Annotated in this window: 30 protein-coding genes and 1 pseudogene; 11 read left to right on the forward strand and 20 right to left on the reverse strand. The window is 46.8% G+C overall.

What is annotated here, in order from left to right:
* Window positions 1-268: 268 nt before the first annotated feature.
* Window positions 269-1,153, reverse strand: a complete 885-nt coding sequence (locus BXO87_RS18160; RefSeq protein ID WP_038457378.1) for a nucleotidyltransferase-like protein — start codon at window positions 1,151-1,153, stop codon at window positions 269-271.
* A 202-nt stretch (window positions 1,154-1,355) separates the two neighbouring features.
* Between BXO87_RS18160 and BXO87_RS18165 the strand changes: the two genes are divergently transcribed.
* Entirely contained in the window at window positions 1,356-1,709 is a 354-nt protein-coding gene (locus BXO87_RS18165; protein ID WP_007408568.1) for a YgzB family protein, read from the forward strand.
* Window positions 1,710-1,743: 34 nt separating this feature from the next.
* On the opposite strand, the gene perR is transcribed toward BXO87_RS18165, so the two are convergent.
* Together perR and bcp are read right to left on the reverse strand one after the other, a co-directional pair.
* On the reverse strand, window positions 1,744-2,181 hold the full coding sequence (gene perR / locus BXO87_RS18170) for a peroxide-responsive transcriptional repressor PerR (RefSeq protein ID WP_003155465.1): 438 nt from the start codon (window positions 2,179-2,181) through the stop codon (window positions 1,744-1,746).
* A gap of 124 nt (window positions 2,182-2,305) precedes the next feature.
* On the reverse strand, window positions 2,306-2,779 hold the full coding sequence (gene bcp / locus BXO87_RS18175; RefSeq protein ID WP_003155466.1) for a thioredoxin-dependent thiol peroxidase: 474 nt from the start codon (window positions 2,777-2,779) through the stop codon (window positions 2,306-2,308).
* Between the two features lie 158 nt (window positions 2,780-2,937).
* Between bcp and BXO87_RS18180 the strand changes: the two genes are divergently transcribed.
* Together BXO87_RS18180 and BXO87_RS18185 are read left to right on the forward strand one after the other, a co-directional pair.
* On the forward strand, window positions 2,938-4,227 hold the full coding sequence (locus tag BXO87_RS18180) for a glutamate-1-semialdehyde 2,1-aminomutase (protein ID WP_038457375.1): 1,290 nt from the start codon (window positions 2,938-2,940) through the stop codon (window positions 4,225-4,227).
* Window positions 4,228-4,437: 210 nt separating this feature from the next.
* Entirely contained in the window at window positions 4,438-5,502 is a 1,065-nt protein-coding gene (locus tag BXO87_RS18185) for an aromatic acid exporter family protein (protein WP_003155468.1), read from the forward strand.
* Window positions 5,503-5,581: 79 nt separating this feature from the next.
* Here BXO87_RS18185 and BXO87_RS18190 read toward each other — a convergent pair whose 3' ends face one another.
* From BXO87_RS18190 to fabL, 5 genes and pseudogenes are all read right to left on the reverse strand, one after another.
* On the reverse strand, window positions 5,582-7,324 hold the full coding sequence (locus BXO87_RS18190) for an ABC transporter ATP-binding protein (protein WP_032872417.1): 1,743 nt from the start codon (window positions 7,322-7,324) through the stop codon (window positions 5,582-5,584).
* Between the two features lie 82 nt (window positions 7,325-7,406).
* Window positions 7,407-7,937 (reverse strand): nucleoside tri-diphosphate phosphatase, encoded by a 531-nt coding sequence (gene ntdP / locus BXO87_RS18195; RefSeq protein WP_003155475.1) that lies wholly within the window; start codon window positions 7,935-7,937, stop codon window positions 7,407-7,409.
* 135 nt (window positions 7,938-8,072) lie between these two features.
* The gene (locus BXO87_RS18200; protein ID WP_003155476.1) at window positions 8,073-8,339 is read right to left on the reverse strand and encodes a YgaB family protein; all 267 of its coding nucleotides are present in this window, start codon (window positions 8,337-8,339) and stop codon (window positions 8,073-8,075) included.
* Between the two features lie 158 nt (window positions 8,340-8,497).
* Window positions 8,498-8,650: pseudogene (locus BXO87_RS18205) on the reverse strand (gamma-type small acid-soluble spore protein); the annotation flags it as partial.
* Between the two features lie 84 nt (window positions 8,651-8,734).
* The gene (gene fabL, locus BXO87_RS18210; protein WP_003155478.1) at window positions 8,735-9,487 is read right to left on the reverse strand and encodes an enoyl-[acyl-carrier-protein] reductase FabL; all 753 of its coding nucleotides are present in this window, start codon (window positions 9,485-9,487) and stop codon (window positions 8,735-8,737) included.
* A gap of 81 nt (window positions 9,488-9,568) precedes the next feature.
* On the opposite strand from fabL, the gene BXO87_RS18215 reads away from it, so the two are divergent.
* Window positions 9,569-9,793: a hypothetical protein gene (locus BXO87_RS18215; RefSeq protein ID WP_013351495.1), complete on the forward strand. Its 225-nt coding sequence runs from the start codon at window positions 9,569-9,571 to the stop codon at window positions 9,791-9,793.
* Between the two features lie 6 nt (window positions 9,794-9,799).
* Here BXO87_RS18215 and mutY read toward each other — a convergent pair whose 3' ends face one another.
* Window positions 9,800-10,897, reverse strand: coding sequence for an A/G-specific adenine glycosylase (gene mutY, locus BXO87_RS18220; protein WP_038457371.1), 1,098 nt, complete (start codon window positions 10,895-10,897; stop codon window positions 9,800-9,802).
* A 225-nt stretch (window positions 10,898-11,122) separates the two neighbouring features.
* On the opposite strand from mutY, the gene BXO87_RS18225 reads away from it, so the two are divergent.
* A complete protein-coding gene (locus BXO87_RS18225; protein ID WP_003155481.1) occupies window positions 11,123-12,106 on the forward strand; it encodes a metal-dependent hydrolase in 984 nt (327 codons plus the stop codon).
* On the opposite strand, the gene BXO87_RS18230 is transcribed toward BXO87_RS18225, so the two are convergent.
* The 6 genes from BXO87_RS18230 to BXO87_RS18255 form a co-directional block, all read right to left on the reverse strand.
* Window positions 12,103-14,688 carry a YfhO family protein gene (locus tag BXO87_RS18230; protein WP_038457367.1) on the reverse strand — a complete coding sequence of 862 codons (2,586 nt, stop codon included), beginning with the start codon at window positions 14,686-14,688 and terminating at the stop codon, window positions 12,103-12,105. The two genes, BXO87_RS18225 and BXO87_RS18230, sit on opposite strands and share 4 nt — an antisense overlap.
* A 36-nt stretch (window positions 14,689-14,724) precedes the next feature.
* On the reverse strand, window positions 14,725-15,705 hold the full coding sequence (locus BXO87_RS18235; RefSeq protein WP_032872409.1) for a glycosyltransferase family 2 protein: 981 nt from the start codon (window positions 15,703-15,705) through the stop codon (window positions 14,725-14,727).
* Between the two features lie 210 nt (window positions 15,706-15,915).
* The gene (locus tag BXO87_RS18240) at window positions 15,916-16,776 is read right to left on the reverse strand and encodes an alpha/beta fold hydrolase (protein ID WP_038457364.1); all 861 of its coding nucleotides are present in this window, start codon (window positions 16,774-16,776) and stop codon (window positions 15,916-15,918) included.
* Window positions 16,769-17,104: an SdpI family protein gene (locus BXO87_RS18245; RefSeq protein WP_017419152.1), complete on the reverse strand. Its 336-nt coding sequence runs from the start codon at window positions 17,102-17,104 to the stop codon at window positions 16,769-16,771. The genes BXO87_RS18240 and BXO87_RS18245 overlap by 8 nt, the downstream gene beginning before the upstream one ends.
* A gap of 85 nt (window positions 17,105-17,189) precedes the next feature.
* Window positions 17,190-17,717, reverse strand: coding sequence for an SH3 domain-containing protein (locus BXO87_RS18250; RefSeq protein ID WP_038457362.1), 528 nt, complete (start codon window positions 17,715-17,717; stop codon window positions 17,190-17,192).
* A gap of 131 nt (window positions 17,718-17,848) precedes the next feature.
* Complete coding sequence (locus BXO87_RS18255) at window positions 17,849-18,118, reverse strand: YfhJ family protein (RefSeq protein WP_003155492.1); 270 nt, start codon at window positions 18,116-18,118, stop codon at window positions 17,849-17,851.
* 123 nt (window positions 18,119-18,241) lie between these two features.
* Here BXO87_RS18255 and BXO87_RS18260 point away from each other — a divergent pair, with 123 nt between their 5' ends.
* The 3 genes from BXO87_RS18260 to BXO87_RS18270 all read left to right on the forward strand — a co-directional run bounded on the left by BXO87_RS18260 (window position 18,242) and on the right by BXO87_RS18270 (window position 19,804).
* On the forward strand, window positions 18,242-18,394 hold the full coding sequence (locus BXO87_RS18260) for a small, acid-soluble spore protein K (protein ID WP_003155495.1): 153 nt from the start codon (window positions 18,242-18,244) through the stop codon (window positions 18,392-18,394).
* A 146-nt stretch (window positions 18,395-18,540) separates the two neighbouring features.
* Window positions 18,541-19,452 (forward strand): trypsin-like serine peptidase, encoded by a 912-nt coding sequence (locus BXO87_RS18265; RefSeq protein ID WP_032867735.1) that lies wholly within the window; start codon window positions 18,541-18,543, stop codon window positions 19,450-19,452.
* The gene (locus tag BXO87_RS18270; RefSeq protein ID WP_039062791.1) at window positions 19,415-19,804 is read left to right on the forward strand and encodes a DUF2606 family protein; all 390 of its coding nucleotides are present in this window, start codon (window positions 19,415-19,417) and stop codon (window positions 19,802-19,804) included. The genes BXO87_RS18265 and BXO87_RS18270 overlap by 38 nt, the downstream gene beginning before the upstream one ends.
* Before the next feature lie 39 nt (window positions 19,805-19,843).
* Here BXO87_RS18270 and BXO87_RS18275 read toward each other — a convergent pair whose 3' ends face one another.
* The 3 genes from BXO87_RS18275 to recX all read right to left on the reverse strand — a co-directional run bounded on the left by BXO87_RS18275 (window position 19,844) and on the right by recX (window position 22,294).
* Window positions 19,844-21,037 carry an MFS transporter gene (locus tag BXO87_RS18275; protein WP_025284446.1) on the reverse strand — a complete coding sequence of 398 codons (1,194 nt, stop codon included), beginning with the start codon at window positions 21,035-21,037 and terminating at the stop codon, window positions 19,844-19,846.
* 144 nt (window positions 21,038-21,181) lie between these two features.
* On the reverse strand, window positions 21,182-21,496 hold the full coding sequence (locus BXO87_RS18280; protein WP_007408553.1) for a YfhH family protein: 315 nt from the start codon (window positions 21,494-21,496) through the stop codon (window positions 21,182-21,184).
* A gap of 6 nt (window positions 21,497-21,502) precedes the next feature.
* On the reverse strand, window positions 21,503-22,294 hold the full coding sequence (recX, locus tag BXO87_RS18285) for a recombination regulator RecX (protein WP_015239427.1): 792 nt from the start codon (window positions 22,292-22,294) through the stop codon (window positions 21,503-21,505).
* 91 nt (window positions 22,295-22,385) lie between these two features.
* On the opposite strand from recX, the gene BXO87_RS18290 reads away from it, so the two are divergent.
* From BXO87_RS18290 to BXO87_RS18300, 3 genes are all read left to right on the forward strand, one after another.
* Window positions 22,386-23,285 (forward strand): TIGR01777 family oxidoreductase, encoded by a 900-nt coding sequence (locus BXO87_RS18290; RefSeq protein WP_076851429.1) that lies wholly within the window; start codon window positions 22,386-22,388, stop codon window positions 23,283-23,285.
* 57 nt (window positions 23,286-23,342) lie between these two features.
* Window positions 23,343-23,453, forward strand: coding sequence for a YfhE family protein (locus BXO87_RS18295; protein ID WP_003155504.1), 111 nt, complete (start codon window positions 23,343-23,345; stop codon window positions 23,451-23,453).
* Window positions 23,454-23,523: 70 nt separating this feature from the next.
* Complete coding sequence (locus BXO87_RS18300) at window positions 23,524-23,715, forward strand: YfhD family protein (protein ID WP_007408550.1); 192 nt, start codon at window positions 23,524-23,526, stop codon at window positions 23,713-23,715.
* A gap of 39 nt (window positions 23,716-23,754) precedes the next feature.
* Here BXO87_RS18300 and BXO87_RS18305 read toward each other — a convergent pair whose 3' ends face one another.
* Both BXO87_RS18305 and BXO87_RS18310 read right to left on the reverse strand, forming a co-directional pair.
* Window positions 23,755-24,339 carry a nitroreductase family protein gene (locus BXO87_RS18305; RefSeq protein WP_007408549.1) on the reverse strand — a complete coding sequence of 195 codons (585 nt, stop codon included), beginning with the start codon at window positions 24,337-24,339 and terminating at the stop codon, window positions 23,755-23,757.
* Between the two features lie 76 nt (window positions 24,340-24,415).
* Window positions 24,416-25,300: a PhzF family phenazine biosynthesis isomerase gene (locus tag BXO87_RS18310; RefSeq protein WP_007408548.1), complete on the reverse strand. Its 885-nt coding sequence runs from the start codon at window positions 25,298-25,300 to the stop codon at window positions 24,416-24,418.
* Window positions 25,301-25,354 lie beyond the last annotated feature (54 nt).

Genomic DNA, 25,354 nt, shown 5'->3' on the forward strand with positions numbered 1-25,354 from the left:
CAGCGTTCGTCCTGAGCCAGGATCAAACTCTCCGATAAAGTAGTTTGACTGACTACGCACATCGCTGTGCGATTTATTTAAAACTTTGAATTAACAGGTACGTTTTGTCTTGTTTAGTTTTCAAAGATCATTTCAACCTCATCTCGAGGCGACTTTTTTCAGTATAACATTTCAGCGAGTTGCTGTCAAATGTTTTTTTGTTTTTATTTCTCCGCCGCTGTGAGCTTTTTGTTGAAGCGCATCAGCGACGTTTAATAATATACCATGCCTATGATTCAGCGTCAACACTTTTTTTGAAAGAATATCCTCGATGATATACTTCCTGCCCTTTGGTCTCTATTTGAGATACTTCAACAAAGCCTTTTTCCGTCAGGTAATCAAGCATGACACCGAGATCTTGGGTGAAGTACACCAGTTCAGGGTGCTGAAGCAATTCTCCAAACTGCCACATTTCTTTTTCTTTCATCACTTGAAAAAGGTGCGCAGAACCGATTTCAGCTTTTGAATGGATGAGAAAATCATTTGCTAAGAATAATAATTCGAGCCTTTTCTCCAAACTTTCGTGACTCTCGACAAGTTCGGAATATAGCTTATATACCTGCGGCTCAATGTGACGGACCTGGTTCCAGACTGTCGTTTCGGGATAAAACCCCCGGTCAATCACTTCTATGCGGGCCAAGTGGTGAAGAGCATGCACTACCGCATAATATGCATCCAGAAAATGATCAGCTTCAAAAAACGCTTTTCCTTCTACAAATCTTCTGATCAGCTTGCCGTATTCCATTCCGATCTTTAATTTCCGCTCGGCGAAAGGAAAAGTGCTGAGCCGGTCATTGAGTTCAGATATATATTCATTGCGGTCAAAAAGTACTTTGCCGTTGATGATCCAATCTATGACTCTTCTATTGGTCCCAAGCAGAATCCATTCCTGAAGCAGAGCATCCGTTACAATATGTAAAGAAGCGGTTTTTTGTTCGAATTCATAATGCTTTATAAAAAGAGGTTCATCAGCCTGTTTGACAATGACAAGCATGACCGCATCAAAGTTATCCGTGATGGATGATGCTTTACTCCTTCTCTCAATCATAAGGACGGCCAGCGTATCGGGATGACTTGCTCTTTCTTGGTAAATTGGACGGAGAAGATTGTCCATTACGATTCCTCCAATGCGATTGTTTCACTAGCTATTGTTTCTACATTTCTATGATAAAACATGAAAGTCCTTTTTTCTAAACACATTGCACTATTATAACAAATTTCCTTTCAGGTGCCATATTTATTCTTCCCTTTTCTTACGAAAACATGAAGAATATGCCATCTGTTTTGTGCTATAGTTAAACGAGAGGGGGATGGACATGGCGAAATACTCAAGCAAAATTAATAAGATCAGAACGTTTGCGTTAAGTTTGGTTTTCGTTGGGTTTATCATTATGTACATCGGGCTGTTCTTTAAGCAGTCTGTTTTGCTTGCCAGCTTGTTTATGATTCTCGGCCTGCTGTCGATCGGGCTCAGCACCGCCGTTTATTTTTGGATCGGCATGCTGTCCACAAAAGCGGTCCGGGTGATGTGCCCCGCTTGCGAGAAAGAAACGAAGATTCTGGGCAGAGTGGATATGTGCATGCATTGCAGAGAGCCGCTCACATTGGATAAAGGATTGGAAGGCAAAGCGTTCGATGAGTCTTATAACAGAAAAAACAGTGTAAAATAAACGAAGCTGACCGTATCAAAGCGGTCAGCTTCGTTTAGTGGTTTTCTTTTTTGGAACATTCTTGGCAGACGCCGTAAATCTCCAAACGGTGGTGGCTTACCTTAAACCCCGTAACGTGAGCCGCAAGCTGTTCCACTTCGTCAAGCCCGGGATAATGGAAGTCTACGATTTTTCCGCAGCTTTCACAAATGGCGTGATAATGGTCAGAGGTGACAAAGTCAAACCTGCTGGACGCATCTCCGTACGTCAGTTCCTTTACAAGCCCCGCTTCCCGGAATACACGCAAATTGTTATACACTGTCGCAACACTCATATTAGGGAATTTCCCTTCCAAAGCTTTATATATATCGTCCGCTGTCGGATGTGCCATAGAATCCACGAGATATTCCAGAATGGCATGACGTTGAGGAGTAATCCGGACTCCCGTATCCTTCAACGTGTCTAAGGCTTCTTTTAATTCATGTGCAGCCATCCGTCATGCACCTCTCTTCTAAAAAAGATTCTTACTTTATAATGTTTATAATTAGTGTACATCTTTTTCCGGTCTCCTGTCAAATGTAATCTGAAGAAAACCCCGTGAGTTCAGCATTTGTCCATTAATTAGACGCAATTTGTTCCAATTCTCGAAGCGCCTCGGCAACGTGATCTTTCACTTTTACCTTTCTCCACTCCTTCACAAGACGGCCTTCTTTGTCTAACAAAAAAGTGGATCGCTCGATACCCATATATTCTTTCCCAAAATTCTTCTTCAGCTTCCACACATCAAAAGCTTCCGCCAATTTGTGCTCATCATCAACGAGGAGCTGGAAAGGAAGATCGTGTTTTTGCTTAAATTTTTCATGTTTGTCACGGCTGTCAGGGCTTACTCCGATGATAACGGCATCAAGTCCCGCGAAACTTTCGTGCTGATCACGGAAATCACATGCTTCCGTCGTGCATCCTGGTGTCATGTCTTTCGGATAAAAATAGAGAACGACATACTTCCCTTTAAAATCCGTCAATGCTACTTCTTCACCGCTGTCATTCACTAATTTCATATCCGGTGCTGTTTGTCCGATTTCAATCGTCATTTCTTATACCTCCGGGTTTTTTATTAAGCGTATCCAATTCACGTTAAGATTACAACCGTTATCCCCCCGCTCTTTTCTGGAAGCATGAACCCGTTGTGCTCGCAATGAAGCATGCTACAATAGAACATGATGTAAGGAGATATTAGGAGGGTCATTTTTTGTATACAAAATCAGTTGAACTTCATAAGGAAGCATTAGAGCATATCGTCGGAGGCGTGAACAGCCCGTCCAGATCCTATAAAGCGGTAGGCGGCGGTTCACCCGTTGCGATGGAAAAAGCGAACGGCGCTTATTTCTGGGATGTAGACGGGAATCAGTATATTGATTATTTAGCGGCTTACGGCCCGATTATTACCGGACATGCCCACCCGCATATTACTGAAGCGATTAAAACAGCGGCTGAAAACGGTGTGCTGTACGGGACGCCGACCAAACATGAGGTCACTTTCGCCAAAATGCTGAAGGAGGCCATTCCTTCACTTGATAAAGTACGATTCGTAAACTCAGGCACTGAAGCGGTAATGACAACGATCCGGGTTGCACGCGCTTATACAGGCCGGACAAAAATCATTAAATTCGCAGGCTGCTATCACGGCCATTCTGATCTCGTACTTGTCGCTGCGGGTTCCGGTCCGTCTACGCTCGGCACCCCTGATTCCGCCGGCGTGCCGAAAAGCATCGCCAATGAGGTGATTACCGTTCCTTTCAATGACATTGAAAGCTACAAAGCCGCGCTGGATAAATGGGGTTCGGAAATTGCAGCGGTTCTCGTCGAGCCGATCGTCGGCAACTTCGGCATCGTTGAACCTGAAGAAGGATTTTTAGAACAGGTAAATGAATTGACCCATAAAGCGGGTGCGCTCGTCATTTATGATGAAGTGATCACGGCGTTCCGTTTTATGTACGGAGGCGCGCAGGATCTTCTTCAAGTGAAGCCTGATTTAACGGCGCTCGGTAAAATTATCGGGGGCGGCTTGCCGATCGGCGCTTACGGAGGCAAAAAAGAGATCATGGAGCAGGTTGCTCCGCTCGGCCCGGCATATCAAGCCGGCACGATGGCCGGAAACCCGGCATCTATCCTATCAGGCATCGCCTGCCTGGAAGTGCTGAAGGAAGAAGGCGTTTATGAGCGGCTTGATGAGCTCGGCGCCAGACTTGAGCAAGGCATTCTCGCCCATGCGGAGACACATGGCATTACCATCACCGTCAACCGTTTAAAAGGCGCGCTCACGGTTTACTTCACTGATGAAAAGATCGTCAATTACGAGCAGGCGGAAAATACGGACGGAGAAGCATTCGCCAAGTTCTTCAAACTGATGCTTGAGCGCGGCATCAATCTCGCTCCATCGAAGTATGAAGCTTGGTTTATCACAACCGCACATACTGAAGAGGATATCGACACCACTTTACAAGCCGTTGAAGATGCGTTCAGACATATGAAAAAATAACTGCTGAAACAAGCGGGAGCCCGGGGCTTCCGCTTGTTCTTTTTGTCCGATTTGTGAGATAATGGTTTTTTCAAAAAAAAGACCTTGAATAATTGGTATGATCCCTGTATATTACTTTATTGTTTAGCAAATCAGCCGACAGGGAAATGTAAGTGTCAGCCGTTCGTTCGGCACATAATTTATTAGAGAAAGGAATGCACGCACAAACCAATGAAACTTGGTGCCCGCATTTTTAAAACAGGGATTGCGATTACGCTCGCGCTCTACTTAGCATCATGGATCGGACTTCCGTCGCCGATCTTTGCCGGGATTGCAGCTATATTTGCCATACAGCCCTCTATTTACAGGTCTTTTCTTATTATTATTGATCAGGTTCAGGCAAATATCATCGGCGCTGTCATCGCTACGGTATTCGGACTGATTTTCGGACCGAGTCCGATTATGATCGGATTGACCGCAGTGATTGTCATCACGATCATGTTAAAACTGAAAATTGAACACACCATTTCGATTGCACTCGTGACGGTTATCGCGATTTTAGAAACACCGGGAAACAGCTTCCTGACGTTCGCTCTGATACGAACAAGCACCGTTATTTTAGGCGTGCTGTCTTCTTTTATTGTGAACCTTGTGTTTCTTCCGCCGAAATACGAAACGAAGCTGACTCATCATACGGTTGAATATACCGATGAGATCATGAAATGGATCAGGCTGACGATGCGCCAGTCCACGGAACACTCGATATTGAAAGAGGATATTGAGAAGCTGAAGGAAAAGATGATGAAGCTTGATCATACGTACCTTCTTTATAAAGAGGAGAGAAGCTACTTTAAGAAAACGACGTATGTAAAGTCGCGCAAGCTTGTTTTATTCAGACAGGCGATTATTACGGCGAATCGGGCGCTTGATACGCTGAAAAAGCTGCACCGCTATGAAAACGAGATTTATCATATGCCGGAGGAATTTCAGGAGACGCTGACAGAAGAAATTGATTATCTGCTTCATTGGCACGAAAGGATTCTGATGCGGACGGTCGGCAAGATCAAACCGCATGATGACGATGCTGAAGAAAGCATAAGATATAAACAGCTTTTGACGAAGTCTTTCTTGAAAAATCAGCAGAACTGCGAGGATGAACTGCTTGATTACAATATGCTCAGCATTATGGCTGCGGTTGCGGAATACCGCGAGCAGCTGGAGCATCTCGATACATTAATTACGAGTTTTCAGACGTACCACCCGAAAGACAGCGAATTAGAAACAGACGAAGAGTAACCCGGTGCTTCCGTAAAACCGGGTTTTTTTGCATTCAAAAAAACTTATGCCGCCCATTCGGACGGCATAAGTTTTTGTATCAGTTCAAATTCTGAATCGTAAATAAGTGTCTGTACTGGCCGCCTTGGGCCATTAATTCCTCGTGCGTGCCGGTTTCGACGACGGCGCCGTTTTCCATGACGACAATTTTATCCGCATGCGTAATCGTGGACAGCCTGTGGGCGACGATAAATGTCGTCCGGTTTTTCGCAAGCTTTTCCATCGCTTCCTGAATGTAGTGTTCACTTTCAAGATCAAGAGCCGATGTCGCTTCATCCAAGATTAACAGCGGCGGATTTTTTAAGAATACACGCGCGATGGAAATCCGCTGTTTCTGCCCGCCTGACAATTTGACGCCCCGTTCGCCGACTTTGGTTTCGTAGCCTTCGGGGAAATTCATAATAAATTCATGGGCATTTGCCGCTTTCGCAGCCGCAACCACCTCATCCAGAGACGCTCCCGGTTTACCGATGGCGATATTTTCACGAATCGTCTCACTGAACAGAAACGTATCCTGAAGCACCATTCCGACTTGATTGCGGAGGCTCCTCGCTTCATACTCGCGAATATCCGTGCCGTCAATCAGCAGGCTGCCGCCGGATACATCATAAAAACGCGGTATGAGGCTGACAAGCGTCGATTTTCCGCCGCCGCTCATCCCGACGAGCGCGACGGTTTCCCCTTTTGTCACCTTTAAGGAAACGTCCTGCAAAATCGTTTCTTTTCCTTCCTCATAACGGAACGAGACATTTCGGAATTCGACTTCGCCCTTAATGTCGTCAGCTTTTAGTGCATTCGGTTTATCAGTCAGTTCATACGGCTCGTCGATAAATTCAAATATGCGATCCATTGAAGCGATCGACTGGGTCAGCGTCGTCGATGAATTGATCAATCTTCTGACCGGATTGTACATTCTGTCAATATAGCCGACGAACGCAACCATCGTCCCTACCGTCAGCGGACCGTTTATGACAAAATAACCCGCAAACGCGATAACAAGCAGCGGCGCCAAATCCGTAATGGTGTTCACGACTGCAAACGTTTTTGCGTTCCAATTCGTATGACGGATCGCTCTGTCCAGAAAATGTCCGTTTTTTTCATCAAAATTGGCTTGTTCATAATCTTCAATGGCGAAACTTCTGATAACGGGCATCCCCTGAACTCTTTCGTGCAAATGTCCTTGAACTTGGGCGAGTGCCTGAGAACGCTCACGTGTCAGTTTTCGGAGGCGGCCGTAAAAATATTTCACTGAAATTCCGTATAACGGAAACAAAATGACAGATATCAATGTCAGCTTAACATCGAGTGTAAACATAATGCAGATGACGATCAGCACCGTCATCATATCAAGCCAGATATTCATCAGTCCCGTTATGACAAAGTCTTTTGTCTGTTCGACATCATTTATCACCCGGGAAATGACTTCGCCCGTTCTCGTGTTGGCATAAAACCTCAGGCTCAATTTTTGAATATGATCAAACAATACCCCCCTGATATCGTAGAGCACCCGGCTGCCCGTCCATTGAGCGAAGTATTGCCGATAGTACTCTACCGGGGGACGCAGAATTAAAAACAGCACGAACATGATGCCCATTATCGTGAATAGCGATGATGTTTTAGCGCTTGCCGTTCCGCTCCCTTGAATAATGTCATCGACCACGTATTTTAACAGAAGCGGGAGAGCCAGCGGGATGGAGAATTTTATGATGCCGATTAACACTGTGATAAAAATTTGTTTTTTATAAGGTTTTACAAATTGCATATAGCGTCTGATTACGCCCACACTTTATCCCCCTCTCTCTTTAAGGCGTGTGAGCCCATGTGAAAAACCTGTTGACACCCCAACAGGTTTTTTATTGTATTCTTTATTTTGTATAGCGCAGATACCGTTCATACCACATATCAACAAATTCCGGAGCAAACGGTCCTTTCCGCTGATGAATCCAGTGCAGCAGCGTATTCAGATACTCCTTCAGAATGCTGTCGATCTCTTTAGGGTAATTCATTGATTTGCGGTGGTCATCGTATTCATCCTCGTCAAGAATGTTATACGTCATATCCGGAAACACCTTGACATCCAAATCGTAATCAATATATTTGATGGCCTCTCCGTCATAAGCGAACGGCGAGCTGATGTTGCAATAATAGTGCACCCCGTCATCTCTCAGCATTCCGATGACGTTAAACCACTGACGGGCATGAAAGTAGCAGATCGCCGGTTCTCTCGTCACCCACGTCCGTCCGTCGGATTCCGTCACCATTGTCCGGTCGTTGGCTCCGATGATACACAATTCCGTACTTTTTAAAATCGTCGTTTCATTCCAAATTCGATGAAGCAGCCCGTTATGCTTATAGCTGTGAATTTGAATGGTTTCTCCTTCCTTGGGATACCCCATATTTCTCCCCTACTTTCTGTAAAGCCCTGCAGTCAATGCAGCCGCAATTGCTTTCCGACAAGTCTTTTCACTATTATAACGTTACGAATTAAAAAATGAAAATAAAAGAACCACTCCGCTTCCGGAATGGCACATTCATTTCTGCACATAGGAAGACGGCTTTTCCGTGCTGCGATAAGACTGGATGACTTGCTCTGTCTGCCTTTGGAATAACTCCTGTATGCCGGCCAGGTCTTTTCGCTTTGTCGCAATTTCGTCCTGTACATTGTCCAGCTTTGCATCTCTTTCCAGACTGATGAGTTCCGCTTCCACCTGCCGGCAGCGGTCAAGTTCTGACTGCAGCTCGAGAAGCTGATCCATGATTTTCATCTGTTCACTTACAAGCTTTTCAAACTCTGACATCGGGTTCCTCCTTAGGCTTTTAGGTTGATACTCCTTACCATTTCGATTTTCCGCCGGAAAACCCTTTGACTCATTCTGTAGAGGAATCACAAGTTTTGTCGTTTTAGCAACAAAAAAAGCACTTCATCCGAAGATGAAGTGCTTTTTCGTTTCAGTGATTAGCTGTTTTGTTGTTTGTTTTGTTCAGCAGATTGGTTTTGCTTTCTTACCTGCTGCACATCAGTTTCACTGCCGAATTCAGTGCCGAATTGACCCTGACCGGAAGCTGATTGCTGGTTTTGTTTTTTCACCTGCTGAACGTCTGTTTTGCTGAATTTTGAGTTTGCCATTGTTATCACCTCCACGCACTTTAGAATGCGCAGGAGACGATAAGGCTATTCATCTTTTTTTAAAACTTATACGAGCAGAGAACGTCCGCCGTCAATAATGATGGTCTGGCCGCGGATCATGTCCGCTTTTGAAGAAACTAAAAACTCCACCGTATCAATCATATCTTTAATTTCGACCATTCTGCCGGCCGGCGTATTTTGGCGGGCATCTTCCAGCAGTTCATCTCTGTTAGGGAAATGCTTCAGCGCGTCCGTATCAATCGCTCCGCCTGACACCGCGTTTACGATGATATTTTTCGGAGAAAGCTCAACCGCCAGATAACGGGTTAACGATTCTAAAGCGGCTTTTGAGACACCGACCGTCGTATAGTTTTCAAGATAGCGGATGCTGCCTAGCGAGCTGATGCTGACGATGTGGCCGCCTCCGTTTTTCTCCATCATCTTTGCCGCTTCCTGGGCGCAGAAAAGCAATGCTTTCGCATTGATATTCATCGTCCAGTCCCAGTGTGTTTCTTCGAGTTCCATAACCGGTCTCAGCACGCCTGAAGCCGCATTATTGACGAACACGTCCAGTCTGCCGAATGTTTCGTCAATCTGGCGGAACATGTCTTTGATTTTTGCCGGCTGGCCGACATTGGCTTTAATGACGAGCGTTTTCACGCCGAGTTTTTCAATTTCTTCGGCGGTTTCTAATGCGGCTTTTTTACTGCGGGCGTAATTGATGACGATGTTGTATCCTTTTTCCGCGAGTCTGATGGCGGCTGCTTTCCCGACACCGCGGCTGCTTCCCGTGATCAGTGCGCATTTATTTTGTTCCATTTTTCCTCAGCTCCTTGCTGTGTATAGTTCTTTTCATTCAACAAACAATAAAAGCAATATGTGTTGAAAGGGGTCTTTTATATGTATGTCGGACGTGATATGGGCGAATTGGCCATGATGCCCAAAAAAGATTGGAAAGATTCAGAGCTCGCCTATTTTCATCATGCCTTCCAGCAAATTATGCCGTATTTAAACGAAGAAGGCCAGTCCAAATACCGGGAACTGATTCAGGAAATCGAAGCCCGCGGCGGACTGAAACGGAATGAAGCGGATTACGGCCACGGCACTCGCGTCAGCTATGACTGACGCTTTTTACAGGCGGCCGCTTTCTTCCGCCATTTTCCATATCTTTTGATGGGAAACGGGAAATGCGTATTCCTTGAGCTCCTCTTTTGTGACCCGTATGAATTCCGTTCTATCCGACACTTGTTTTACTTTACCGAAAAAGACCGAAATATTCCAGACGAGATGGGTGAAAACATGTTCTACTATGCCTTCCAGCTCCCCGATTTCAGCGGTTGTTCCCATCTCTTTTTCTAAATAGGCTTCAAGCTGCTCTCTTTCGGTTTTGATTCCTTTCTGGGTTTCGGTATTCGGAAACTCCCACAAGTTGGCGAGCAAGCCTTTTGGCGGCCGTTTATGAATATAGACATCGCCTTGATCGTCTGTCAGCACAACGGCTGCCATTGTTTTTATTCCGGGCTTTTTCTTTTTGCTTTTAACGGGCAGCTCCCGCTCGGTCCCTTCCGCAAATGCCGAACAGTGCTTTTGTACGGGGCAAAGCAGGCAGGACGGCGATTTCGGGGTGCAGATGATCGCGCCGAGCTCCATTAAACCCTGATTGAATTCAGATGGTTTTTCATGAGAAATGAAAGCTGATACCGCCTGTTCGAAAATGGTTCTGGTTTTAGGTTTTGCGATATCGTCCCATATGGAAAGAATTCTCGACATGACACGCATCACATTGCCGTCAACGGCGGGAATCGGTTTGTTGTATGCGATGCTGAGCACGGCGCCTTTTGTATACGGGCCGACGCCTTTCAGTCCGCCAAATTCCTTTTCCTCGGCAGGGACGACTCCCCCGTATCGCTCATGCACTTCTTTTACGGCGCTTTGCAGATTTCTTACACGGGAGTAATAACCTAGCCCTTCCCAGGCTTTGAGCACTTTTTCCTCATCGGCTTCAGCGAGCGCTGAAACGGTCGGAAATTGCTCAACAAACCGCCGGAAATAAGGAATGACGGTATCTACGCGCGTCTGCTGCAGCATCACCTCTGACACCCACACCCGATACGGGTCCTGATTTTCTCTCCACGGCAGAATTCTCTGTTCTCTTTCGAACCATGTAATTAAGTCCTCGCGAAATTTGTCTATATCTTTTTGTTTCATTTTTTCTTCAAGTGCGTTCATATCTTCTCCTCAGATGTTTCGGGTTCCGCTTTTCTTGACACCGTATTTTGGTGTAAACTTAGGGCACGTTACGATAATATGTTACATTAAATAGTGATAAAGAAAAAGCGGAAACATATGAGAACGGCGGATAAACGCCATGATTGGGCAAACAGAAAATGGGGAATATCTTATAATGCGAAATATGCGGGCGACTGATTGTTAACGCCTGCTAGGAGGTCAACAATGGATACTGGCACTCACGTTGTCATGGGTATCGCGCTTGGCGGAATCGCAACTCTTGATCCTGCCGTCGGCATGCACACCCCCATGTCTCAGGCAGTTATGATCGCCGCTCTTGCCGGCTCTCAGGCACCTGATATTGATACCATATTGAAACTGAAAAATAATGCCGTTTATATTCGAAATCATAGAGGGTTCACGCACTCCATTCCCGCCGTTTTATTTTGGTCCGTTCTGATTCCGGGTATTTTGTTTATGTTTTATCCGGAAGCGAACTTTTTGCACCTGTGGCTGTGGACGCTCCTCGCTGTCGTGTTGCATGTGTTTGTTGACATTTTTAACGCGTACGGCACACAGGCCATCCGCCCGTTTTCGAGAAAGTGGATCGCTCTCGGTTTAATCAATACCTTTGATCCGTTTATTTTCGTCAGCCATTTGGCCGCGATTGCTGTGTGGTATATCGGAGGTCATCCGGGCGTGACCTTTCTGATGCTTTATATCATCCTCGCAGGATATTACGCCGTCCGTTTTTTGATGCAGCTGCGGATAAAGCGAAGGCTGCGCGAAATGATTGAAGAGGAGATTGAAACCATCATTATTTCGCCGACGATGAAATTCAGGCAGTGGCGTATCGCCGTGACGACGGCGCATGCCTTTTATGTCGGCAGAAGCCTTGACGGCCATGTCGTGATATTGGATACATTCAACCGCGTGCCCGTTCCGGAAACCGATGTGATGAAGGCCGCGAAACAGGACGAAAATATTGCAGCCTTTCTTTCATTTTCCCCCGTTTACAGGTGGGAGGTCGATACCTTTAAAGATCATTATGAGGTGCGCTTTATTGATTTGCGCTACCGGAGCAAAGGCCACTATCCTTTTGTCGCCATCGTCCACCTCAGTCATGATTTAGAGCTTCTCTCTTCTTACACGGGCTGGATTTTCAGCGAGGAAAAACTGCAGAAAAAATTAAAGCTCGGCTCTGTTTAAGAGCCGGGCTTTTTTTGTCTTCTCACATATATAGCCGCAAACACGAGGCTGATCACCGATAGAGCGGCCGCGGGTTTAAAAAACGGCGGGTAATACGTTAATTGAATATCGTTTTTTCCTTTTTGCGCTTTAAATCCGATGAAGGAATAATCCGCTTTTTCAATCTGCTCCTGTCTGCCGTTTATCTTCAGCTCCCAGCCTTTTTCATATGGAATCGGGAGCATGATATACGGCGCGCGGGTTTTGTTTTCATACGAGATATGAAGCGTATTCCCGCGCCAGCTGAGATCGGCCGGCGGTTCTTTTTCCGCTTTTCGGTATGCGTTTTTCAGCGTATTGTACCGTTCTTCATAAAGCGCCAGTCTGTCAAGCTGATACGATCCTTTCGGCAGACGGATTTGGATGTTTTTTGTTTTCGGCACTCTGACAGTAAGATCGTTGACACCTGTTTTGTAAATAGATTGATTCGATTTTCTCGTTGTCGTGTAATCGTTCACTTTTAATGTAAAGCCCTGGTCCTTCGCTTTATTCTTCAAATAAAAGCTGACGTAATAATCGCCGCCGTCCATCTTAGCGGCTTGCGGCGTAATGATCAGGCCGCCGCCGTCTTCGTTTACCGTCAGGATGCCGTTATGATAATCGCCATGTTTGGCCGCTACCTCTGCATGGCGGATCATATTTTTCGCCTCAGGCGCTTTTTTCGTGTTGATTGTGCTTGATTCCATGACGATCCCGTCAAGCATCGCCCGTTCCCTGGCAAGGGCGGGCGCTTTTTTCAGGCCGCCCTCGTTATATACGCGATCGGCTATCCGTACGAACGGAAGCATATATTGATTTTGATAAACCGCATAATGGGATGATTCCATGATTTTTTTGAACCCGTACGGCACGCCGGCCTCGTTTGTTTTTTCCGTCATATAATATTTTCCGTAAAGCAGGCTGTATAAATTAGCCCTGTTTCCTAATGTCGCATAGCGGCTGACGCTTTCTCTGCCCATGTCAATCTGGAGGTCGTTCCAGTAAAAGGACAGCAGATTACGGTTCAGTATGCTTGAGTATACGCTGAATCCGTTGAACCCGTATATGATCGGGGTGTTATTGAAAACACCGTTCATCCAATCTAAACGGGCAAACGGATCAGGGTCTTTTTCTTTCAGACGCTGAATGAGCTCCGATTGTTCTTTGCCTTTATAGCCAGCACCCGTCATAAATGTATGCGATACCGTATAAATCTTCCCGCCTTCTGATAAAGCATATTTTTCATATGTATTAGCCGTAAGCACAGCCGTAAGCAAAATGACGGCATAGACGGCGGGCACCGCGCCTTTCAGTCTTGTCTTTGCTGCAAAGAAAGCGGCTATGCTCAGCACCAGAAGAAGGATGACGGGCAGGTTGGCGTGATCAGAAATATCCAGACTGTACCGCCTCACCTGGCTCCAATAGAGCAGAACGACGAGTACGGCGGACATCAGCATACTCTTGATGCTGATGTCTGAAAGCTTAGAAAGCCCGGCTGAAACCGTTCCGGCAATCGTGAAGCACAGGACGTATTCAAACCTGTTCTGCGGAGCTGAAAAACCGTTAAAGGCACTTGCCGCGAACGGACTGAAGTGAAACAGAATATACAGCAGACTGATTCCCGCAAACAGCCGGAACAAGCGGTTTTTATATAAAGTAAATGTAAATAGAAAAAGCAAAAAAGCCGCCGGCAGGATGATAATCCGGCTAGAAAATAAAATGTTATCGGAAAAATCAAGCCATGCAATATGCTCTGAATACGGCGGCCGCAGATTATGAAGGTATCCGTATACGACAGGAATAAAGGAAACTGCGCTTATGCCGAACCCGAGAAGACCCGACAGAATAAATATCCTGCATTGAGTGAGCCTTTTCGCCTCATTGCCTTCAAGGGGGATCACCCACCTGAATAAGATATAAATGCCGATGAAAATCAGATTAATATACGCAAAATAAAAGTTGTTGATCAATGTCAGCGCACAGGCGAAGATAAACCACGCCGGCTTTTTTTCCCGGATGATTTTTTCCGCGCCCAACACAAGCAACGGCAGCCACACCATACTGTCAGTGAAAAAGTCCCAATATACCTCATGCCGGAAGTAGATAATCGAGACCCCGTACAACACGGCGCCGGCAAAAGCAGGCACCGTCCGTTTGACGAAATAACGGAACACACACGCCGCCGTGAATATGATAAAACTCTGCTTGGCAATGCTGATAAAAACGGAGGCCTGCGCCCAAAACAGCGCATCAGCCTCACCCGTCAGCTGAATAAGCTGCAAAAAGCGGACAGCGGCGGAGATAAACAGGAATAGAAAAGAAGTAGAGAAATAATAGCCGAGCTGACTGTACACTCCCCCGCCCAGTCCGAACGAATAGCTGTAAAACAGCCTGCCGTTCATATATTGATCAAACAGCAGCTTTTTGAAGACCGCCATTTGGGCGATCCCGTCTCCAGACCCCGTCATATAGCGGCCTGCCGACCACTCTTTCAAGAAAAAAATATGAGCGGCTGCCGCAGCCAGCACACAGGCTGCCGGCAAGATCCATTTATTTTTTTTCATACAACGTCCCCAGACCCTGCGCACAGCGGCGGCTGTTTAATGGTTCCACTTGCGCTTTTTTGTATAATTCGTTTCATTTTGTTCTCCGTATGTTATATTCGCTTCTTTAATTAAATAGTGCGGGCGTTTTTTTGTTTCATAGTAAATCCGGCCGATGTATTCTCCGATGATGCCGAGACTCAAAAGCTGGATGCCCCCTAAGAACAACACGGCGGAAATAATGGTGAAATATCCGGGTACGGACACGCCGTGTGTCAGAATCTGAACAAAGGTCGTTACAATATAAACCATCGACAGAAGCAATATCAGAATACCGGTGAAAAAGCATACCCTCAGGGGCTTGTTGTTGAAGGAGACGACACCGTCCATTCCGTAGTTGAACAGATTGCTGAATGACCATTTGGACGTGCCGTTCTTCCTTTCGACATTTTCATAAAATACGATTTTCTGGTCAAACCCGATCCAGCAGAACAGCCCTTTCGAGAAACGGTTCCCTTCACTCAGCTTCAAAAGGGCATCAACGGCCTGCCGGCTCAGCAGGCGGAAATCTCCGACCCCGTCACGCAGGTCCACTTCGACGGCTTTGTTGATAAATTTATAATACAGGGAAGAAAGCACGGAACGCACAGGGCTGTCCCCTTTTCGGTTGCGCTGCGCGATGACTTGGTCATACCCTTCTTCATAGCCTTGAATGAAGTCTTTCAGCAGATGGGTCGGATGCTGCAGATCGGCGTCCATCACGATTACCGCTTCGCCCTGCACGTGTTCAAATCCTGCCAGAATGGCCGCTTCTTTCCCGAAGTTGCGGGAAAAAGATATGTATTTGACGCGATGGTTTCTGGCGGCCAGTTCTTTAATCTGCTGAAGGGTGTCATCCGCGCTTCCGTCATTGATGTAGAAAATTTCATAGTCATAATGAATCGTCTGAAACTCTTTTTTTAAAGATTCATGGATGAGCTTGACATTGTTCCCTTCATTGTAAGACGGAATAATAATTGAGATTAACCTTTGTTTCATGAAGGCACCTTCTTTGTATTATTCTTTTTTTAGGACGGCCTTAAAGGAATTGTCCGCAAAACTTCAGTAAGGCTTTTCCTTTTTTTAATGACGTTTAAACCCTTTTTTTGTTACACGGGCAGAAAATTTTTTCTGCATATGATTTATATTTTGTCATGTTTTTCGGCAGATATGAGAAAAAAAAGAAAAAGTCTGTACGCGGGACAGACTTTATTGCTGAAGGTATTCATGAATCAAATGGCTGACGATGCGCGGTTTTTCGTGAATGACCCAATGTGAGGCATCGTCTATAAAGATTAAGTCGCCGTTTGGAATCATCCGTTTTGTTTCCTTGGCGAGCTTTTTGCTCAGCGCGCGGTCATTGACGCCCCATATTAATCGGTACGGAACGGGCATTTCAAGCGGAACGGCAGGGCCTAAACCGCCGGCTCTGATCGCCCGGTACCAGTTCAGCATCGCCGTGAGCGCTCCTTTTCTGCCCCATGCCTGTTTGTAGCTGTCGACATCTTCCCGTGAAAAAAGCGCCGGGCGTTCGGATAAGCCGATCGCGTGATCCAATACGCGGTAATCGTCTTCAGATAATCTCCGTTCCGGCTTTTCCGGAAGCTGAAAGAACGCGATATAAGAGCTTTTCTTCCACTGCGGCGGGTAGAACGGTGTGACCTTCCGCATAACCGCCGGGTGCGGGATATTGACCGCGATCAATTTTTCAACGTATTGCGGCCGCGTGGATGCCAAATGCCAGGCCACGGCTCCTCCCCAATCGTGGCCGATGACGACGGCTTTGTCATCTGTAAAATGAGTGATCAGCCCGATAATGTCGTCTCTGAGCGTATCAATGGTATAGTTTTCAAGGCCCTCCGGTTTGTCACTGAGATTATAGCCGCGCTGATCAGGCACGACAACATGGTATCCGGCATCCGCCAGCGGTTTGATCTGGCTCTTCCAGCCGTACCAGAATTCCGGAAACCCGTGCAGCAGCACCGCCAAAGGACCGTCTTTCGGACCGGCTGAAGCCGTGTGCAGCGTCACTCCGTTTGTTTCGATCATGTGAAACGTAATGTCATTCATCGATTCTCCTCCCCGTTTGTTTCAATCTTCTTTCTGTTAAGACGATGATCAGTACGCTGATCGCAATCAACAATACGGCCTGAACGATCAGGGCGAACGGCTGAGTCAGCCGGATAAGCAGGCTGCCCGCAAATCCAGCTGCCGCCGAAATAAGGCCGAACAAAATCATGAGGAGCGCACTGAATCGATTGCCTTCTCTCCACTGCGACTCATCCGCCATAGAGCGCTTCGTCCGATATCCGTACAGGCTGTTGATCGACTTCGGCGGAAAAAATGTGACTAAAATGCCGGCCGCAGCCATCAGAAGGCCGCCGATTACCATTATCATATCCGTCACTCTCCTTTTCATCTTTTACGAAAGGAAAGGCGGAAGGTTTCAGAAAAAAAGCCGGCTCATTCGCCTGCCTGAATCTTTATTTTTGAGTTAAGTCGGCCGTTTTCACATAACCTGCTTTCCCGCCGTATGTGACGTACGCCCATTTACGGTCAAACCCTCCGTCTTGGCTGAACCCCCAGCCGAGCACATTGACGGTTTCACCCGCTTTAACGGACCCTTTTTTGCCGGTTTCCAAAGTCGGCGTATAAAAAGCGGTTTGTTTCGCGGTCACCGCCTTCACCGGCTGCTTCATCAGAAAATGCGTGGAAATATAGGCTTTGTGACCTTTGTAGTCAATTTCAGCCCAATCTGCTCCTTGAAGCCGTTTAACCTTTACGGAATCCTCTGAACGAAGCGTGCCGATAATCGACCCTTGTTTATTTGGTTCTTTGCGGACGTTAAGTTCTCCTGCTTTCACGATATATGTATCTGCTGCAGTGTCTATTTTTGTCTGGTGAACTGCTGCGGCATTCGCTGCCGGATCGAAAAAAACGGTGCCTGCGGCTAAAAATAAGCAAAGTCCTGCGGCCGGAATAAATGCGGTTAACCCCTTTTTCATGTTCATTGTGGTTCCTCCCCGCTATTTTATAAGTTATTACACATTTCCACATTCCGCCGGTCGCCAAACATGATTTTTCTATTTCTTTTATAAAAAGTAAAAACCGCCGGACGATATCCGGCGGGCGAACTGCTATGTTAATGCAGGAGACCCCTGCTTTGATCCAAATAATGAGAAACGTCTTCCCGAACGCTCTGGAACATATGGAGCTTGCTGCCGTATGATTCGATCCATTCCTTGACGACGCGTTCCGTCATTTGCTCTCCTTGATACGGGCGGCCGGCTTTTGCGTAAGTCGCTTCGAAATCTCCCCATAAAAGCTCAACCCAAGTTCGCGCTTGCAAATAGCTGAGCATGTCATTTTTCTCAAGCAGCAAATTCGTCAGTTTGTCGATATATGTATTCATCTCTCTGTCTCCTTTCCTTGGGAAAACCTGCTGCTTTTACGCAGCTTGTCACAGGCATATACTAACTTTACGTCTTCAGTCCAGAAGGCGCAACCTTTTGATATTGGCCGAGGGGGAAAACAAATGGTCCGGAACAAGGCAAAAGGATTTCCTAATCAGAACAATAATAAGTTTGAAGGCGAACCGCGGGCAAAGGATGACTACGCTTCTAAACGGGCGGACGGTTCAATTAATTCGCACCCGCAAGAACGCATGAGAGCTTCAGGCAGACGATAACACACACACCGTAAGAGACCGGGAATGACCCGGTCTTTTTTTTGCGGAAAAAAACATCCTTTTGCGGTCATAACGCTAAATAAATTCCATAATATGTTAAATGTTAAAACGAAAGCCGGTAGACAAAAAAGGAGGGGTTTTATAAAATGAAGACAGTTTCAAAACGATTGCTGAGCCTTACCGCATTCTTACTGTCAGTTTCATTATTTGCTGTTTCAGCTGAAGCAGCGGGCAGCCCGCAGACATCTGTATCAAACAGCGGTGAGGAGTTTGACGCACATCAGAATCAGCCTGTACAAACAACACAGACATCCCCCGCTTATGAAGGAACGGGCCTCATCAAAAGACAGCTTGCACAAAACAGCAAAGCTGACATCAAGTCATTAAAGCCTTCCAGTATTATTGGGACAGACGAACGAATCAGAATTTCTCCTACAACATCATTTCCATATCGAGCGACAGCACAGCTGACCGTTACATACAGCGGCAGCACAAGCACCTACGGATGCACCGGTTTTTTTGTCAATGCCGACACGATCGTTACGGCGGGACATTGCGTGTATGACCAGAAAAACGGCTGGGCATCAAAAATTACGGCAGCTCCCGGCCGCAACGGATCATCGTACCCGTACGGCTCTTATTCAGGCAAGACATTCTACAGTGTCAAAGGGTGGACAGAAAACGGTGACACAAACTACGACTACGGCGCAATCAAAGTAAACGGGTCGCCCGGGAATACTGTCGGCTGGTACGGCTACCGGACGACCAACAGTTCCAGTCCGGCCGGGCTTTCCTCAACCGTGACAGGATATCCGTGCGACAAAGTGTCCGGTTCCATGTGGTCAGACAGCAAGCCGATTCGTTCTGCCGAGACATATAAACTCACTTATACGACAGATACGTTCGGCTGCCAGAGCGGATCGCCCGTTTACCGCAATTACAGCGACACCGGCCAGACCGCCATTGCCATTCATACAAACGGCGGGTCGTCTTACAATCTGGGAACAAGGGTGACAAACAGTGTATTCGACAACATTCAATATTGGTCAAATCAATAAAGCTTTTGTTTTCTTTCTCGCGGCGGCCGTTTTATGCGGATGCGGCAAAGCGGATGATTCCGCCGCCAAAAAAGCATTGCCCGTTACGCTCCATGTTGAGGATGCAGAAGGCTCACCGGCGGCCGGTGTGACGGTCACCGTGATGAAAGCGGCGGAGTCAGATCATCAGCCGAATATAGACCGCGGAGAGATAATAGGCAAGACTGATCACCACGGCGAGATTGCATGGAAAAGCGGCGCGAAAGGAACCTATGCCGTCGTTTTTGAAAAAGACGGAGTACCGGAAACCCGGAATATTTCCTTAGCTGAGAGTGATAAACATACGGTGATCAGCATTACATTGAAACACTGAAAAAAGCTTGCAGGCGGAATATCCCCTGCAAGCTTTTTGTTATCCTTTATGCACTTGGTATTCATAAACATCTTTCTTCTCAGACAGATGAGCGAACGTGGAAAGCACAAGGCCGAGAGCCGTCATCAGCGCACCGCCGGCAAACAGCCATGAGTAAGATCCCGTTCCCCCGAGAATCAATCCGCCGATCCAGGCGCCGAGCGCGTTTGCCAGGTTAAAGGCGGAAACGCTCACCGCAGCGGCGATTGTCGTGCCGTTTTCTGAGGAAGAAATAACCTTGGTCTGCAAAAGCGGCGGCGTGCCGAACGCACATGCGCCGAATAAAAATGTCGCTGAAACCGCGGCGGCGGGAAAAACAGCGATATAAGGGAAAATCGCCAAGACGCCGATCAAGCCGATCATCACACCGATCATCGTGCGTGTCAGCAGTTTGAGCGGCACTTTCCCCGCGAAGAAATTCCCCGCCACTCCGCCGAGACCGTAGGCAAATAATGCGCCTGTGATGCCGACTGTGCCGAACCCCGCTGAATCTCTTAAAATCGGCTCAATAAACGTGTAAGCGATAAATACGCCTGAGTAGCCGAGAATGGTGATCGCAAAGGAAAAAATCACTTGCTTATGCTTAAAGACACTCCATTCATTCATCAGCATCGGAATCACTTTCGGTTTCCGGTTCGGTACGACCAGCATCAGTCCGATCAGCCCGATCATGCCTAAAACGGAAATAATGAAAAAGACGGCCCGCCAGTTAAGGGCATCTCCTAAATAAGAGCCGAACGGGACACCGAGCATCAGCGCCACGGTTAATCCGCCGTTCATGGAAGCCGCGGCGGCGGAACGTTTTTCAGGCGGCACCATTTCACTCGCAAACACCATGGCGATCGCAAAAAAAGCTCCGTGGATGGATGCGGATAAAATTCTGGAAATCGCCAGCACGGCGAAGTTTGGCGCAAAGACGCTCATCAGGTTGGCAAGGACGAAGATGCCCATTAACCCTAGCAACACCGGCTTTCTTGGCAGCTTAACCGCGATAATGGTTACGATCGGGCCCGTCAGGCAGACGCTCGCCGCGTACGCCGTAACAAGCATGCCCGCTGAAGATACATGTATATGAAAGTCATCGGCAATCGACGTCAGAATACCCATGACAGCATATTCCGTATACCCGATGGAAAATGTGCAAATCATTAACACAAAAATCATTAATTTCACAGATGGCTGTTTCATTTTGATATTCAACGCAAATCGCCTCCTTTTTATTTAAAAAACAACGAATTCCATCTTAAAAGATATCAAAAATGAATTCAATCATTTTTTACTGAAAGGTTGAAACGAATGTGCCCGAAAAGAAAAAGAGGCCGGAACCGGCCTCTTTTGTTATTTTTTTTCTTTTAAAACGGAAATCGGCAGTGCTTCTTCCCCGTCAGACGGGGAAGATCTGTGTCCCCAGGCGAATACGCCGTTGATGTAATCAATGCGGAAAGTGTCATCAGAACCTTCTATCTGATACACCCCGCCGGGCCGAAAGTCTTCCGGGTTCAGCATGTAAGCTTTGGCCATCGTAATTTTCCGTTCAAGCACGGCCAGTTCATTTACAATGCCCATCTGTTCCGCTTTTCGCGCTTTTTCCGTCAGTCCCGCAATTTCTGTCTGTAGTTCATGAGGCGTCATTTGACTGTATCGTTTGTCCATTTCAGTTTACTCCTCTTCCTGCAAGAATTGATCAATATCGTCAATCGAGAATCCTTTTCTGAATAAGTACTGTTTGACCTTCATTCCGCTTTCATAACTGCCGTCATAGCGGTATTTCCTGATCGCTTTTTCCGCATGAGCCTTCAGAGCTTCCATCTCGGCTTCATCATCATTTTCATACTCCGTCTGTTCCAGAGCGGCATTGATGACGTCGAAAGGGAAACCTTTTCGCTGAAGCTGCATCTGCGCCCGCTGTCTGATCTCTTTTGTGGACAGCTTTTTGTCTTTTTTCAGGATTTTGCCGATATGTTTCAGCGCTTCTTGTATCTGCTCATCAAATGTAAACGCACTGAGCGTCTCCTTGATGGTATCGTCGTCTATTCCTTTCGCTTTCAGCTCGCGGAACAGGACGTCAGGGCCTTTGCCGTTTGTTTTTTTGTGGGTGCTCGCATAGGCTTCGGCAAATTCTTTGTCATTTAAGTAGCTGTAATCGTACAGTTTATGGATGACTTCAGAAATGACCATGTCCGGTGTTTCTTTTTTCTTCAGATGATCCCGGACTTCTTTTTCAGAGCGCATCCGGTATGATAAAAATTCTACGGCGCGGTTAAAGGCTTTTTTCACGTCATCGCCGTACTGGATTTCAAGAATGTCAAGCTCGTCCAGTTCTTTCCCTTTTTTCAGGTCAAAACGCACAAGCACGTCGGCGTCGACGCTGAATGCATATTTCTCATCAAGAAAGATGTTGAAGCGCTCGGTATTTTTCTTTTGGGTCGATATTTTTGTAATAAACGGCATCCCGGTCTCCTTTCCCGCCCCGATGTTCAGGCGTTTTTCTTTTTGGCAAATGAGGTACAGTATATGTATCAACGTGTAAGGAGAGATGGATATGAATATCGCGATGACAGGCGGCACTGGTTTTCTGGGCCGGCATCTGACAGGTGTGTTTACCCGCCGGGGACATCATGTCTATATTTTATCAAGAAAACAGAGAGAAACCGAACAAAAAAATGTGACATATGTTCAATGGCTGGCCGAAAACGCGGCGCCTGAGCGCGAGCTTCCCCCTATTGATGTATGGGTGAACCTCGCCGGCAAATCCATCTTTGACCGCTGGACGGACACAACGAAGGAACAAATCATCTCAAGCAGAATAGAAGCGACGAGAGAAGTCAGACGGATTATGAAGCAGCAGCCGAAAAAACCCCGGGCTTTAATTCAGGCAAGCGCCGTCGGCATTTACGGCACAAGCACAGAAAAAACGTTCACCGAACAGTCAGATACGTCAAATGAAGATTTTCTCAGTCATACGGCTCATATGTGGGAACGTGAAGGCCAGAAAATTGAAGCGCTCGGCATCCGGACGGTATATGCCAGATTCGGGGTGATGCTCGGTGAAAAAGGCGCCCTGCCGCTCATGGTTCTCCCTTATAAGCTGTTAGCCGGAGGCACCGTCGGCTCTGGACGGCAATGGCTGTCATGGGTTCATGTCGATGACGCCGCGGAACTTATTGCTTTTGCGGCGGAGCATGATGACTTGTCCGGTCCCATGAATGTGACATCGCCGAACCCCGTAGAAATGAAGCAATTCGGAAAGACGATCGCAAGTGTCCTGCACCGCCCCCATTGGATTCCCGTACCGGAATTTTTTCTGGAGAAGGCCTTGGGAGAAATGAGCCTGCTGATCGTAAAAGGCCAGCGCGCCCTGCCTAAGCAGGCGCTGACATCCGGTTTTCAATTTACGTATGAAGAACTTGATTTGGCTTTAAAGGATCTCTTATCTGCATAAAAACGGAAATAAAAGCCAATCCTATTGGTATTCTGTTTTGAAGGAGGGTCTTCTTTTATGGAAAAGAAGCGCGAAAAACATCAGCAGGGAGCCAATCTGAAAAAAATGCAGGAAGTCCTTTATTCCGGTGAATTCAAAAAAGCGGAAAGAGCAGCCAAACGGAAATAAACTGAATAAAGATCGGGACCGGGCAGATACTATGTTTGTTTGATATCACTTTTTTCAGGGGGCGATTGATATGGGCAGAAATCATACTCACAAAAACCGTGATAAAAACAAACAAAAACTTCCTCAAGTTCCGGATGCTTTGAAACACGAAACAGACGGCACGTACGAGGAATATTCAAGCGAGCTTGCTGATTCCGCTGACCGCGAAGCGCAGGCGCGGATGAAAGCCGCTGACAACAGAGCTAAAAGCAAAACCCGTTAATACGAAATCCCCGCCTCTGTATAGAGACGGGGATTTTTTTTACAGTTCGGTAAACAGGCTTTTTGCCGGCGTCCGTTCTTTCGCCTTAGGCTGTTCATCCGGATAGCCCGTTTGAATGATGGCGGCAAAGCGCTCATTGTCAGCAAGGCCGAAGTCTTGGTGCACCTGTTTGTCATACATAATGCGGCCGCTTTTCCAGACCATGCCGATGCCGTTTTCATGTGCGAGAAGCTGAAGGTTTTGAATCATGCCGCTCAGCGCCGCGAAATCATCGTTTCTCGTAAATTCATTTTCATCTTCTTTTAAGACGACCAGCAAAAATCCCGGAACGGCGCTGAGATTTTTTCTCATGTTCCGCTCTTTTTCCTCGTTGAAATCATCTTTTATCTTTTTGAAAAATGAGACGTAGCTGTCCGCAAGCTTTGCTTTTCCCGCTTCGCTTGCTGCGTAGATAAAACGCCATGGCTCCGTCAGTCTGTGGTTCGGTGCGTAAACGGCCGTTTCAAGCATATCTAATATGACTTCAGAAGGTACGGTTTCCGGTTTAAACGACCGGATGGATCTTCTGTTTCTGATTGTATGTGCAAGACTTTCGTTTTGCTGTAATTGTTCGGTTTTCGGCATGCCGATTCACCTTCCTATCCAAATGAAAATGATTATCATTTATAATATAACGGATACGACCGGCATTTGTAAACCGTTACGGAAGCTGAAAATTGATTGTTTCGGCATACACGGCCGTTCCCGTCATCTTGATGTTCATCTCTCCGTTTTCCTCCGCGATCCTGATTTCCACTTTTCCGTCTTTCCCGATTTCCTGGCCTTGTTCAATCGTAAGGCATTCGGCTTCGGAGCCTCCGTATTGCCGCATATAGGCTGCCATGACGCCTGAAGCGGTTCCCGTGACGGGATCTTCGGTCGTTCCGGAGAAAGGGGAAGAAAAATGGCGTCCGTGCAGATCACTTTCCGGATGAACGGTTTCCAGAGAAAACGGATGAACGCTCGCTTTCGGAAGATCGCGCAAAATAGCGGGAAATTGTGCGTTGTCCGGCACCATATTCCGTGATGCTTTAAGTGATCTCAGCGGAACAATCAGTGTCCAGATCCCCGTTGATCCGTAAACAATCGGCAGCCCGCTGTGAAAATCCTCAGCCGTAATCCCGAGCGAGGCGGCAAGCTTTTCTTTGTCGCCCGTAAACGGCAGAAATTGCGGGGGAGCCTGTTCGAGTGTGATGTATACCCGGCCGTTTCGTTCAGCGGCTTTTGCGGGAAGAATGCCGGCTTTTGTTTCAATTTGATATGTCTGATCAGCCTGAAGCCTTCCCTTTTCAATTAATGCGTAAAGAGAGGCGACGGTAGCATGTCCGCATAAATTCATTTCGTGGCCGGGTGTAAAATAGCGGATGCGCAGATCGGCTTCTCCGCTTTTACAGAGAAATGAGGTTTCATTGTACCCTGCCATTTCGGCGATCATCTGCATCTCTTCATCTGAATAATCATCTCCGTTAAAGACGATTCCCGCGGGATTTCCCAAATCAGGAATATTGGAAAACGCTTCATATTTAAACACGGTTGCCTGTTTCATTCATCAGCCTTCCTTTCACCTTATGATCATGTTATTCAGTATAACAGAGTGAAA

Origin of the sequence: Bacillus sp. GZB, from assembly GCF_001975995.1 — a bacterium.
Taxonomy (GTDB): Bacteria; Bacillota; Bacilli; order Bacillales; family Bacillaceae; genus Bacillus; species Bacillus velezensis.

Bases quoted from the DNA above. Each gene is read 5' to 3' on its own strand.
- BXO87_RS18280 (WP_007408553.1), bottom strand. From the start codon at position 21,496: ATGGACAAACGATACAGTCAAATGACGCCTCATGAACTACAGACAGAA.
- BXO87_RS18185 (WP_003155468.1), top strand. From the start codon at position 4,438: ATGAAACTTGGTGCCCGCATTTTTAAAACAGGGATTGCGATTACGCTC.
- BXO87_RS18265 (WP_032867735.1), top strand. From the start codon at position 18,541: ATGAAGACAGTTTCAAAACGATTGCTGAGCCTTACCGCATTCTTACTG.
- bcp (WP_003155466.1), bottom strand. From the start codon at position 2,779: ATGACGATTGAAATCGGACAAACAGCACCGGATATGAAATTAGTGAAT.
- BXO87_RS18225 (WP_003155481.1), top strand. From the start codon at position 11,123: ATGGATACTGGCACTCACGTTGTCATGGGTATCGCGCTTGGCGGAATC.
- BXO87_RS18230 (WP_038457367.1), bottom strand. From the start codon at position 14,688: ATGAAAAAAAATAAATGGATCTTGCCGGCAGCCTGTGTGCTGGCTGCG.
- BXO87_RS18215 (WP_013351495.1), top strand. From the start codon at position 9,569: ATGTATGTCGGACGTGATATGGGCGAATTGGCCATGATGCCCAAAAAA.
- mutY (WP_038457371.1), bottom strand. From the start codon at position 10,897: ATGAACGCACTTGAAGAAAAAATGAAACAAAAAGATATAGACAAATTT.
- BXO87_RS18295 (WP_003155504.1), top strand. From the start codon at position 23,343: ATGGAAAAGAAGCGCGAAAAACATCAGCAGGGAGCCAATCTGAAAAAA.
- BXO87_RS18300 (WP_007408550.1), top strand. From the start codon at position 23,524: ATGGGCAGAAATCATACTCACAAAAACCGTGATAAAAACAAACAAAAA.
- BXO87_RS18200 (WP_003155476.1), bottom strand. From the start codon at position 8,339: ATGTCAGAGTTTGAAAAGCTTGTAAGTGAACAGATGAAAATCATGGAT.
- BXO87_RS18250 (WP_038457362.1), bottom strand. From the start codon at position 17,717: ATGAACATGAAAAAGGGGTTAACCGCATTTATTCCGGCCGCAGGACTT.
- BXO87_RS18245 (WP_017419152.1), bottom strand. From the start codon at position 17,104: ATGATAATGGTAATCGGCGGCCTTCTGATGGCTGCGGCCGGCATTTTA.
- BXO87_RS18290 (WP_076851429.1), top strand. From the start codon at position 22,386: ATGAATATCGCGATGACAGGCGGCACTGGTTTTCTGGGCCGGCATCTG.
- fabL (WP_003155478.1), bottom strand. From the start codon at position 9,487: ATGGAACAAAATAAATGCGCACTGATCACGGGAAGCAGCCGCGGTGTC.
- BXO87_RS18165 (WP_007408568.1), top strand. From the start codon at position 1,356: ATGGCGAAATACTCAAGCAAAATTAATAAGATCAGAACGTTTGCGTTA.
- BXO87_RS18160 (WP_038457378.1), bottom strand. From the start codon at position 1,153: ATGGACAATCTTCTCCGTCCAATTTACCAAGAAAGAGCAAGTCATCCC.
- BXO87_RS18260 (WP_003155495.1), top strand. From the start codon at position 18,242: ATGGTCCGGAACAAGGCAAAAGGATTTCCTAATCAGAACAATAATAAG.
- BXO87_RS18240 (WP_038457364.1), bottom strand. From the start codon at position 16,776: ATGAATGACATTACGTTTCACATGATCGAAACAAACGGAGTGACGCTG.
- ntdP (WP_003155475.1), bottom strand. From the start codon at position 7,937: ATGGGGTATCCCAAGGAAGGAGAAACCATTCAAATTCACAGCTATAAG.
- BXO87_RS18235 (WP_032872409.1), bottom strand. From the start codon at position 15,705: ATGAAACAAAGGTTAATCTCAATTATTATTCCGTCTTACAATGAAGGG.
- perR (WP_003155465.1), bottom strand. From the start codon at position 2,181: ATGGCTGCACATGAATTAAAAGAAGCCTTAGACACGTTGAAGGATACG.
- BXO87_RS18310 (WP_007408548.1), bottom strand. From the start codon at position 25,300: ATGAAACAGGCAACCGTGTTTAAATATGAAGCGTTTTCCAATATTCCT.
- recX (WP_015239427.1), bottom strand. From the start codon at position 22,294: ATGCCGTTTATTACAAAAATATCGACCCAAAAGAAAAATACCGAGCGC.
- BXO87_RS18255 (WP_003155492.1), bottom strand. From the start codon at position 18,118: ATGAATACATATATCGACAAACTGACGAATTTGCTGCTTGAGAAAAAT.
- BXO87_RS18305 (WP_007408549.1), bottom strand. From the start codon at position 24,339: ATGCCGAAAACCGAACAATTACAGCAAAACGAAAGTCTTGCACATACA.